Annotated in this window: 11 protein-coding genes; 5 read left to right on the top strand and 6 right to left on the bottom strand. The window is 57.1% G+C overall.

Translation table 11 applies throughout. From position 1 onward, the window contains the following. Positions 1 to 49 precede the first annotated feature (49 nt). Positions 50 to 850 (top strand): SDR family oxidoreductase, encoded by an 801-nt coding sequence (locus tag ID864_RS03735; RefSeq protein ID WP_048914692.1) that lies wholly within the window; start codon positions 50 to 52, stop codon positions 848 to 850. A 159-nt stretch (positions 851 to 1,009) separates the two neighbouring features. On the opposite strand, the gene ampR is transcribed toward ID864_RS03735, so the two are convergent. Next, entirely contained in the window at positions 1,010 to 1,933 is a 924-nt protein-coding gene (ampR, locus tag ID864_RS03730; protein ID WP_191149416.1) for a LysR family transcriptional regulator AmpR, read from the bottom strand. 135 nt (positions 1,934 to 2,068) lie between these two features. On the opposite strand from ampR, the gene ampC reads away from it, so the two are divergent. Beyond that, positions 2,069 to 3,217 (top strand): class C beta-lactamase, encoded by a 1,149-nt coding sequence (gene ampC / locus ID864_RS03725; RefSeq protein WP_191149415.1) that lies wholly within the window; start codon positions 2,069 to 2,071, stop codon positions 3,215 to 3,217. A 76-nt stretch (positions 3,218 to 3,293) separates the two neighbouring features. Here the strand turns inward: ampC and ID864_RS03720 are convergent, their stop codons facing one another. The 4 genes from ID864_RS03720 to ID864_RS03705 form a co-directional block, all read right to left on the bottom strand. Beyond that, entirely contained in the window at positions 3,294 to 3,569 is a 276-nt protein-coding gene (locus ID864_RS03720; protein ID WP_191149414.1) for a YdgH/BhsA/McbA-like domain containing protein, read from the bottom strand. A 167-nt stretch (positions 3,570 to 3,736) separates the two neighbouring features. Then, positions 3,737 to 4,537 (bottom strand): anti-sigma factor family protein, encoded by an 801-nt coding sequence (locus ID864_RS03715; protein ID WP_191149413.1) that lies wholly within the window; start codon positions 4,535 to 4,537, stop codon positions 3,737 to 3,739. Next, positions 4,534 to 5,055, bottom strand: coding sequence for a sigma-70 family RNA polymerase sigma factor (locus tag ID864_RS03710; protein ID WP_191149412.1), 522 nt, complete (start codon positions 5,053 to 5,055; stop codon positions 4,534 to 4,536). The genes ID864_RS03715 and ID864_RS03710 overlap by 4 nt, the downstream gene beginning before the upstream one ends. A gap of 22 nt (positions 5,056 to 5,077) precedes the next feature. Continuing rightward, entirely contained in the window at positions 5,078 to 5,236 is a 159-nt protein-coding gene (locus tag ID864_RS03705; RefSeq protein WP_180276731.1) for a hypothetical protein, read from the bottom strand. Positions 5,237 to 5,823: 587 nt separating this feature from the next. Here ID864_RS03705 and mqo point away from each other — a divergent pair. After that, positions 5,824 to 7,479: a malate dehydrogenase (quinone) gene (mqo, locus tag ID864_RS03700; protein ID WP_048916059.1), complete on the top strand. Its 1,656-nt coding sequence runs from the start codon at positions 5,824 to 5,826 to the stop codon at positions 7,477 to 7,479. A gap of 74 nt (positions 7,480 to 7,553) precedes the next feature. Here the strand turns inward: mqo and ID864_RS23930 are convergent, their stop codons facing one another. Next, the gene (locus ID864_RS23930) at positions 7,554 to 8,276 is read right to left on the bottom strand and encodes a hypothetical protein (protein WP_191149411.1); all 723 of its coding nucleotides are present in this window, start codon (positions 8,274 to 8,276) and stop codon (positions 7,554 to 7,556) included. A gap of 130 nt (positions 8,277 to 8,406) precedes the next feature. Between ID864_RS23930 and ID864_RS03690 the strand changes: the two genes are divergently transcribed. Both ID864_RS03690 and ID864_RS03685 read left to right on the top strand, forming a co-directional pair. Beyond that, the gene (locus ID864_RS03690; RefSeq protein ID WP_048916058.1) at positions 8,407 to 9,033 is read left to right on the top strand and encodes a Vat family streptogramin A O-acetyltransferase; all 627 of its coding nucleotides are present in this window, start codon (positions 8,407 to 8,409) and stop codon (positions 9,031 to 9,033) included. 226 nt (positions 9,034 to 9,259) lie between these two features. Beyond that, positions 9,260 to 10,666, top strand: a complete 1,407-nt coding sequence (locus ID864_RS03685) for an SrfA family protein (RefSeq protein ID WP_048916057.1) — start codon at positions 9,260 to 9,262, stop codon at positions 10,664 to 10,666.

Here is a 10,666-nt window from a genome sequence, read left to right as displayed (position 1 = left end):
CTCAACAAGACTATAGGACACCCGTGTTCACGACAAGAAGGTCAAAGTTATGATGATTTCATTAAAAAATCAGGTTGCGCTGGTGACGGGCGCCAGTTCAGGAATTGGCTATGCCTGCGCAGAGGCGCTGGCGGAAGCCGGGGCCAGCGTGGTGATCAATTACAACAGCCAGGCGCAGCCCGCTGAAGAGCTGGCGGCAAAAATTTGTCAGCAAGGCGGCAAAGCCATTGCCGTCGGCGGCGATGTGTCAAAAGAGGACGACGTCGACAACCTGTTTGCCCGCACCATCGACGCTTTTGGCGCGCTGGATATTCTGGTGGCGAACTCCGGGCTGCAAAAAGACGCGCCGATTGGCGAGATGTCGCTGGCCGACTGGAACAAAGTGCTGGATGTCAACCTGACCGGGCAGTTCCTCTGCGCCCGTGCGGCGCTGCGCCAGTTTCGCCAGCAGGGTGCGCGGCCGGAGGTCAGCCGCGCGCTGGGGAAAATTATCCATATGAGCTCGGTACACCAGGTGATCCCGTGGGCCGGGCATGTGAACTATGCGGCCTCCAAAGGCGGTGTCGACCTGCTGATGCGCTCGCTTGCCCAGGAGATTGGCGCCGAGCGTATACGCGTCAATTCGATCGCGCCCGGCGCCATCGCCACCGCGATCAACAAAGAGAGTACCGAGGGTGACGCGGGGCGCAAGCTACTGGAGCTGATCCCCTATGGCCGCATTGGCGAAGCGCGGGATATTGGCAACGCGGTCGTCTGGCTGGCCAGCGATCTGTCCGATTACGTGCACGGCACCACGCTGTTTGTCGATGGCGGCATGACGCTTTATCCGGGTTTTCAGGATAACGGGTGATGGGGTCCGGGCCGACCGAAAAAAAGGGTCGGCCCCTACAGGAAGTACCGGGGCATCATCAGGAATGAATGGCGCATCATCAAGGGACTTCGGGCCGACCGAAAAAAAGGGTCGGCCCCTACAGGAAGTACCGGGGCATCATCAGGAATGAATGACGCATCATCTGTTGTAGGGGCCGACCGCTTTTCTGGTCGGCCCGGGATGGCCGGGCGCACCCGCTTCCCCCAGCAGCCAGTCCGCAAAATCACGCATCCCCGCGCTTTCCGGGCGCGACTGCAGCCGCGTCAGCCAGTACCCCCCTAAGCTGATAGTGGTGGCAAATGGCTGCACGATCTTCCCACTTTGCAGCAGATGGCTGAACATCACCGGCGGCGCCAGCGCAATCCCCGCCCCGGCCTGTGCCGCCTCCAGCATGTTCACCGACGAATCAAACACCATAATATGCTGCGCGGGCGAAGGCGCCGGCTCCCCCACTGCCGCAAACCACGTTGTCCACTCATCGCGGCGGAAGGATCGCAGCAGCGTAAAGGTGTTCAAATCGGCAGGCTGCTGGATCTGCTGCGCCAGCTCCGGCGTGCACAGCGGCGCCAGCGGGGCATCGCACAGAAACTGTGACTCCGTACCGTGCCAGGCGCCGTTGCCGTAGCGGATGGCGTAATCCAGCCCCTCAGCCACGCTGTCGACGCGATTATTGTGGGTGGAGAGCAGCAGATCGATATGCGGATAGCGCAGGCGAAATGCCGCCAGCCGCGGCAGCAGATAGCCGGTGGCAAAGGTTCCGACCACGCCAACTTTCACCTTCTCCCTGACGCGGCCGGCAGAAAAACGGTCCAGCGATTCGGCGATGCGATCGAAGGCGTCACTCAGCGTGGGCAGCAGGATCTCCCCTTCTGGCGTCAGCACCAGCCCGCGCGAGATGCGGATAAATAGCTGACAGTTCAGATGCTGCTCCAGCGCTTTAACCTGCTGGCTGATGGCGGCATGGGTCACATTGAGTTCGATAGCAGCCTTAGTAAAACTTAACTGTCTGGCCGCGGCTTCAAAGGCACGCAGCGAATTTAACGGCAGATAACTGCGGCTCATGGTGCTCTCGTGTAAGATTTTCTATTGTCAGATGCTAAATATAATCGTTTGTCAGATCCGTGCAATCTCTTCAGACTATTCCAGGTCACAAGGAGCAACACTGTTTGCATCAATCAGCCTATGGAACTATTAAGCATGAAAAAAAACCTTCTCCCGATCTTGATTGCTGGCACCCTTTCCAGCTTTTCGCTGTTAGCGGCCCCGCTGAATAACGCGCAGCTCGACCAGATCGTCAATGACACCATCAAACCCTTAATGGCCCAGCAGGCGATCCCCGGCATGGCCGTCGCCGTGGTGTATCAGGGCAAAAGCCATCTCTATAGCTACGGCGAAGCCGACATCGAGGCCAAGCGCCCGGTCACGGCGGATACCCTGTTCGAGCTGGGTTCCGTCAGCAAGACCTTTACCGGTATCGCCGCAGGCGCAGCGATTAACAGCGGTCTGGTGAAGCTCACCGACCCGGCGGTGAAATACGCGCCGCAGCTCAACACGCCGCAGTGGCAGCACATCACTATGCTAAACCTCGCCACCTACACCGCGGGCGGGCTGCCGCTGCAGGTGCCGGATGCGGTGACCGACCAGCAGGCGCTGTGGCACTACTATCAGCAGTGGCAGCCTGAATGGCAGCCCGGCACGATGCGCAGCTACTCCAACGCCAGCATCGGGCTGTTTGGTTTACTGGCGGTGAAAAACAGCGGGCTGAGCTTTGCCGACTATCTGCACAACAACGTGCTGCAACCGCTGAAGATGACGCACACCTATATTGATGTGCCTGCGGCGCAGCAGAAAAATTACGCGTGGGGATATCGCGACGGTAAGCCGGTGCGCGTTTCAGCGGGCATGCTGGATGCGGAAGCCTACGGAGTGAAAACCAGCGTGCAGGATATGGCGAAATATCTGCAGGCGAATATCGACCCGGACAGCACGCCCGCCGTGAAGCAGGCAATCCTCACCAGCCAGGCGCGCTATCTGCGCGTGGGCAACGGGTATCAGGGCTTAGGGTGGGAAATCTATCACTGGCCGGTGGATGCCAAAGAAGTGATTGCTGCCAGCGACAATGGGGTGGCGCTCAAGCCGCACGCCGTCGAGGTGTTAACGCCAGCCGGAAAGGCTGAAGCGCAATCCTGGGTGCATAAAACCGGCAGCACCAACGGCTTCGGCAGCTATATTGCCTTTATTCCGCAGCAGAAAGTCGGGATTGTGATGCTGGCAAATAAAACTTATCCAAACCCGGCAAGGGTGGAAGCGGCGAATAAGATCATCCAGACTCTGACGCAGCATTAACAGAGTTTTATATGCCTTGAGCGTCATCGTCAATAGCGGGTCGACCGAAAAAAAAGGTCGACCCCGACATGACCGATTATTTTTTCTTGTAAGCGACTGCAGTAGCACGCACTTTCTTTTTCTCATTGGCAGAGGTAATGACGTAAATATCCGCCCCCAGTTTTTCCGCTTCTGCCTTGAGTGCCTCTCTTGCATCAATTGTGGAAGATTCATCCGCAACAGAGATATCCCCCACTTTTTCATACTGAAGAGAAACTTTGTCGAAGTCGACTTTCGTCATCAGCTCCGCTGAATAAGCATTAAGTGAGAATAACAATACCGCAGCAGTGGCCAGCTTAGTCTTAAGCATCATGGTTAAATCCTCAGAGTTATCGAATATTATGTTTTTAATTAGTCGGCTAACAAGCGCAGCCGTGTCCTACCTGAAAAGCGTAGTTCACGGCAGGCGGAAAGCAATAAGGTTGGCATTATCCTGGGATTGCTACCTACTCTACGCGTCGGGTCAGGCATGCCTGACCGCTACGAGAGACTCTGCCGCAGCTGCCCTGCCCGCTGCTGCATCTGCTGCGTCGGGCTGCGGCCAATCAATACGTACTGATAACCTTCGGCATACCACCAGGCGAGATTCATACCGTGGCGCTTTTCATCCTGCACCGGGGTGAGATTTTGATGCTGCTCGCGGGAAATACACAGCGCCATCGGACCCTCGCTGGCGCGATCCCAGACGATCTGCGCGATTGAAGCGTCGTCATAGCGCAGCAGGCGTATGCTTTTTAGCTCAGCATCGGGTAACGCCAGCTGCTGTGCGCTGAGCCGCAGGCCCATCTCGCGGGCGGTTCTCTCCAGCGAGCGCGCAATCACCGGCGGCGAATTATCGACATCCGCCAGCGTCTGAGTGCTGTACAACGACATATATTGCGCTTCGAGGTCGCGGATCCTGCCGCTTTCGCGGCGCGAGGCGCTTTCCGGACGGGCGAAATAACCGATACCGGAACCGATAAACAAAAAGCTGAGTGAGGCGGCGATCAGCGCGCGGCGGCTGACTTGTCCCCTGTGCTGCGCAGGCGCGGGGGGCGTCCGGGCCAGCAGTTGTGCCAGATGCCGCTCCATCCTCTCCTCTGGTGCGGCTTCCAGCAAGCCTTCAAATGCTTCTGCAAACGGCTGATTGCTTCTCATCAGTTCAGCGGTGCGGGCTGACAGCGGTTCATCGCGCTTTAGCTGCTGTTCAAATGCCGCAGAGTCTGCCGCGCTCATTTCGCCATCCAGCCAGGCGACGATCGCCTCATCGCTGTAGGGCGCGGTAATATGTTCTCTCTTCACCGGTGTTTCTCCTGTACGGGCGCCGCCTGCGACGTCTGCCTGGCCAGCGTGGCCCTGGCGGCCGCCAGACGGCTCATGATCGTCCCGACAGGCACCATCAGCGTTTCGGCGGCTTCCTGATAGGTAAATCCTTCGACATAGACCAAAAAAACGGCGTTGCGCTGGGCTTCCGGCAGTTGCCCGACGCGCTGCATCACCTTCTGATACTGCCTGCGTTGCTCGTCCTGCGGCTGACTGCCAGGCGCGTGCAGATCGTCGCTGTCGACGAACCCCTGCCCGGCGCGCACCCGCTGCGCCCGCAGGTCGCTGATCCATACCGAGTGCAGAATGGTAAACAGCCACCTGTCGATGCGTGTACCGGATTGATACTGCGCGCTGCGCTCCAGCGCCCGCACGCAGGTGGACTGCACCAGCTCCTCGGCGACGTCGCGATTGCGGGACAGCACCATACCGTAACGCCACAGGCGCGACAGATGGGCGGCCAGCTGTTGCCGTACTTCACTATGGGTAATTTTCACGCCCTCCGGGCAGCTTGAGGCATCATACGGCGCAGCGCGGGATCGACGGTAATCCAGCCCGGAATATCAAACAGGCCGAAGAAACTAACAGGAAGATCACGCTGGCAGCGGTCAGCCAGTGCAGCGTCAGGGTGAAAGCATCATAGCGCTGACGCGCGCGGGAAGTGGCAATGGCAGACATACAGTAGGTTTCCGTTTGTGGATGTTGATCGGTTAACGCGCCATCGCCACTTTTATTCGGAAATTTTAAAAAAATTTCGCTGTTTCTGCGCTTAACCCTGACCCAGTGAAGTTTATCGTGAGTCACGCTACTGAGTTAACTCAAATTATAAACACCTTCGGCATCAAACGGCGGCGGGAAAATCGCGACACCGGGTCTGGCCGGAGGAAATTAAATGCCGGGATATGGCACTTAATGATAATTATGCTGACTGAAGCGATTTTCTCAACCGGATAATTAGTCGACCAATTAATGGCTTAGTTATAAAAGTGGCACGGTTTATTAATTATAGTCAGCGTTATGTAATTAGAGTAACCACTAATTCAGTTAAAGCCTGCAGATAGCAGTAACGATAGCATGCCTATTTAAAATCGAGGCATGGCATTGATAATTAACGCTTTTTAAAATTTAGCCGAATAATTGAATTGTTAAATTTAACCCTATCAATCGTGTTTAAATTAAAAGCTGCAAATAATTCTTAACTTTTCATCTAAGTTCGTTAAAATATCGCCTCAATTTTGAAACCTATATAGATATCTCTCACTGCTATGTCTAAATTTAGAAAAACAATTCCCCTGCTTTCTCTGTCTGCTCTGCTGGTATCTACTGCACTGCATGCTGAAACCCCTGCTCCACAGAAAACCGACGTGCTGTTGATTGGCGGCGGTATCATGAGCGCTTCCTTAGGAACCTGGTTACAGGAACTTCAGCCAGGCTGGAAACAGCTGATGGTAGAGAAGCTGGATGGTGTCGCACTCGAATCATCGAACGGCTGGAACAACGCCGGGACCGGCCACTCTGCGAACATGGAGCTGAACTACACGCCGGAACGTGCTGATGGTTCAATTGATGTCAGCAAAGCGCTGGATATCAACGAACAGTTTATGATCTCGCGCCAGTTCTGGACCGCTCAGGTGAAACGCGGCGTGCTCAACGACCCGCACTCTTTCATCAACTCGACGCCGCATATGAGCTTCGTCTGGGGTGATAAGAACGTCGAGTATCTGACCAAGCGCTACCAGGCACTGCAGCAGACTACCCTGTTCCAGGGCATGAAGTTCTCTACCGACCAGAACCAGATCAAGCAGTGGGCACCGCTGGTGATTGCCGGTCGCGACCCACAGCAGAAAGTGGCCGCTACCTGGACCCCGGTGGGAACCGATGTCAACTACGGCGAGATCACCCGTCAGCTGATCGGCAGCCTGAAGAAAGATAAAAACTTCACCCTTGAAACCTCGACCGAGGCTACCGAATTTAAGCGCAATGCCGATAACTCCTGGCATGTGACGGTTAAAGACGTTAACAGCGGTGAAGAGCACAGCATCGATGCGAAATATGTGTTTATCGGTGCCGGCGGCGGCGCGCTGAAGCTGCTGCAGAAAACCGGTATTCCGGAAGCGGATAACTATGCAGGCTTCCCGGTGGGCGGCTCCTTCCTGGTCACTGAAAACCCGGAAATTACTAAACAGCATCAGGAAAAAGTATACGGTCAGGCTTCAGTGGGCGCACCACCGATGTCCGTTCCACACCTGGATGCCCGCTACCTTGACGGTAAGCGCGTGGTGCTGTTCGGGCCGTTTGCCACCTTCTCTACCAAGTTCCTGAAAAATGGTTCGATCTTCGATCTGCTGGGCACCACCACCACCAGCAACTTCATGCCAATGACGCACGTCGGCCTGGATAACTTTGACCTGGTGAAATACCTGATTGGTCAGGTGATGCTGAATGACGACGACCGCTTCGCCGCGCTGAAAGAGTACTACCCGGACGCGCGTAAAGAGGACTGGAAACTGATCCAGGCAGGTCAGCGCGTGCAGATCATCAAGAAGGATGCCGATAAAGGTGGCGTGCTGAAGCTGGGTACGGAAATTGTGACCGATCAGCAGAAAACCGTCGCGGCCCTGCTGGGCGCTTCACCGGGCGCGTCCACTGCGGCCCCTATCGCGCTCAACGTGATCAAAAAGCTGTTCCCGGAGCAGTTCAACTCTCCTGAGTGGCAGAGCAAAATCCGCACTATCGTGCCGAGCTATGGCCAGCAGCTGAACGGCAACACGCCGCTGACCCAGCAAGTGTGGGATGACACCGCAGCCACCCTGCAGCTGGTGAAGCCGCCGGTGATCAACATGAACGGTGAGCAGAACGCCCCTGCTGCTGCTCCCGCTGAGAAACGCGCAGAGAACCCGCAGCACGATATGGCGCTGTAAGTTCCCCGCCAACCAAAAAGGCCGATCCTGAGGATCGGCCTTTTTTTTTGCTGTTCACTCCGCTGAGAGTAATATCAGCCTGGGGTTTTGGTGGTGTCTGGCGCTTCAGCAAATGCAGGCTTGGTTCGGGTAACCGAGTAGGCCACATGTTTCACTTTGCCCGGTACCGTGGTGATCTCCACCGCCGGAATGGTTACGCGCCCTAAGCCGAACAGCGTCTGGACGTAGCCGCCCACCTTGTGTTTGCCCGGCTCGACAAACAGCGCACGCTTTTCGCCGCGCTTAAGAATGCCCGCTTCAGTACCGTCGATGGTCAGCGTGATGGAGGAGCCATCATCCGCGCGGGTGACAATATGCGAAACATCAATCTGCGTTGGGCCGCTGCTGAACGGTGCTACTGCTGCTGTCCCCTGCGCCGCCGTGACCTTTTCTTCTTTAGCCGGTTCGGCAGGTGCAGTTGGCGTGGCCGTTTCGGCCGGGGTCGGAGCGCTGGCCGTTTCTACTGGCGCGTCAGGTGCGGTCGCTGCCGGAGCGGTTGCTGCCTCAGCTGTCGTCGCCTCAGGGCTGCCTTCGGTGACGGCGCCGGGCGCAGTGACAGGCGTAGTCTGCACCGGCTGTTCGGCTGGCGCGGTTTGCTCTGTTTGCACCGGCTGTTCGGGCTGGGCTGTTGCAGCGGGGGCATCAGCGGTCTGCGTCGCCTGGCTAACGGGCGCCACGGCAGTATTAGATTTAAAGGCAGCGCAACCTGTCAATGTGGTGGCGGCAACAACCGCTGCCAGCGTAAAACGATAAAACATTATGGCGAATTCTCCTCTGCCGAATTTGGCGCGCTGCTATCATAGCGTCACTGCCCGTTTGAATACAGCGTGAGGCGCTTCGGTTTCCTCTGAATTACACTCTCTTTACGCTACTGCTTCAGGAGAATATATGCACGGACCCGACCCCAGCGAGAAACATCCACTCCCTGGCTTTCCCCAGGTCTGCTTTATCAAAAATTGCGTGACCAACCCCAATATCATCATCGGCGACTATACCTACTACGACGATCCTGATGACGCGGAGAACTTCGAGCGCAACGTCCTTTATCACTATCCGTTTATCGGCGATAAGCTGGTTATTGGCAAATTCTGTGCGCTGGCTCGCGGCGTGAAGTTCATTATGAACGGCGCTAACCATAAGACCTCTGGTATATCGACCTTTCCCTTTTTTATTTTCGGCAACGGCTGGGAAAGCGCAGCTCCGCAACCCGGCGACCTGCCTTACAAAGGCGATACCTGCATCGGCAACGATGTCTGGATTGGCTATGACTGCCTGATTATGCCGGGCGTGAGCATCGGCAACGGCGCGATCGTCTCTTCACGCTCCGTAGTGGTTTCCGATGTCCCGGCGTACAGCATAGTGGGCGGTAACCCGGCGCAAGCGATCCGCAAACGCTTTAGTGATGAGGTGATTGCCGAACTGGAAGCGCTAGCCTGGTGGGACTGGCCAGTGGAGAAGATTACTGCCCATCTTGCTGGAATTACGGCGGGTGATATTGCAGCGCTTAAAGGGTAGGCTCAGGCCTGCCTGACCCATTAACAATTATCTGATGTGACACTGTCACTACCCGTGTCACATTTCGCCATTTCATTCTCCCGGATATCAAGCTCCTGCCCGGCTATAGCCTGAGTACTGTTGCGTTTCACCGCTTATTTGCGCATTTGATTTAAGTCGCAAAGCGTTAAAATATTCTGATTACACACGCTTTTTTCTTCCGAACTCTGACTATAAGGTCTTTTGCGTGGCAAAAATCTTCTTACGCAGTGGCAATCTTGATGCTGTGCTCGCTCTGGGGGAGAACGGGCAACCGGTCTATCTCTCCGCTCTGCAACTGCGCGAAACCCTGCGCCTGAGAAAACAGTCTGCGCTGGCCGACTGCCTGGCGATCCCGCAGCCTAACGACGCGGGCGACCGCCTGGACTGGTACTCGCCGGTGAATGGCAAAGTCAGTTCGTGGGCCGCCGCCAGCAACAGCGCACGCAAGGCAGCGCTGAATGACCTGCTCGCCTGCCAGAGCACGCTGGCAGAGATTAGCGACCGCGCCCAGCAGTCCGATAAGCCGAGCCAGAAGCTGTTCGGCGCCCTGCTGAGCAAGGCGTTACAGTTCCCCGACCAGAACTATGTCTACCTGGTGGGCGGCAAACCGGTGATCACCTTCTGGGGCTTTGTCAGCCTGGATAAAAAATCCCGCCAGGACGCTTTCGACTGCCTGCGCGCAGTGGAAGATGATGAGCCGCAGCTCGGCCTGTCGCGCCTTGCACCCGTCGCGGCAGCCCCTGCACCCGCTGCGGCTACGGTATCGCCGGTTATTGCTCCGCTGATTACCCCTGAACCCGCCGCCGCGCCGCGAGTGATGCCCACTATTCCGCCGTTGGAAATTATTGACGAGCCGGAGGCAATCGCACCTGAGCCAGCCCCGGCGGTCCCCGCTACGCCTGCGGCAAAACCACCGATGAAAGCCTGGCTGCGCTACAGCTGGGTTGTTCCGGCCGTGGTGCTGCTGATTGCCTTTGGCGTGCAGCTGAAAAGCTGTAGCGATAAAGCGCCTGAAGAGGTGAAAGCGCCTGAACCCGCCGCACAGCCCGAGCCTGCCGCACCGCAAGCTGCGAATGCGCCAGCCGCACCGGTCGCTCCGGCTGCTGCACCTACTCTGCCACTGGCACCGGCGATTATCGCCCCGGCTGCCGTTACACCCGCTGCGGCCCCGGCAGCAGCGACCGCGGCTGAACCGGCGGTGGAAGCTGTCGCAGACGCGCGCCCGGTGGCGAAAGACGATCTGGTGCTGCCTGCCGATGCGGTCAAAATTGGCTCGACCAAGTTCCTTAACGGTAACTGGCGCGTACTGGTGCAGAAAAATCTGCCAACCGGCACCCCGCCGATGCTGAAATATCAGCTGAAAAATGGCAAAGGGACGGCGCGTATCACCCAGGGCGACGGCGTTAGCTGTAAGGTGGAGGTATTCGCCGGGCTGATGTCCTCCGGCAACCTGGTGATTAACAGCCGCACGAAAGCGCGATGCAGCGATGGTTCGCGCTATCAGATGCCGGAACTGGTGTGTAAACAGGGCCTGAGCGGGCCTGCCGAGTGCAGCGGCAGCTACAATGCCGACACGGTGCTGCCGATGACCATGAAGCGTGAGAGTAAATAA

The sequence above is a fragment of the Erwinia aphidicola genome (assembly GCF_014773485.1).
Taxonomy (GTDB): Bacteria; Pseudomonadota; Gammaproteobacteria; order Enterobacterales; family Enterobacteriaceae; genus Erwinia; species Erwinia aphidicola.
The sequence above is the reverse complement of the archived record's forward strand: the minus strand, read 5'-3'. Positions and strand labels throughout refer to the sequence as shown.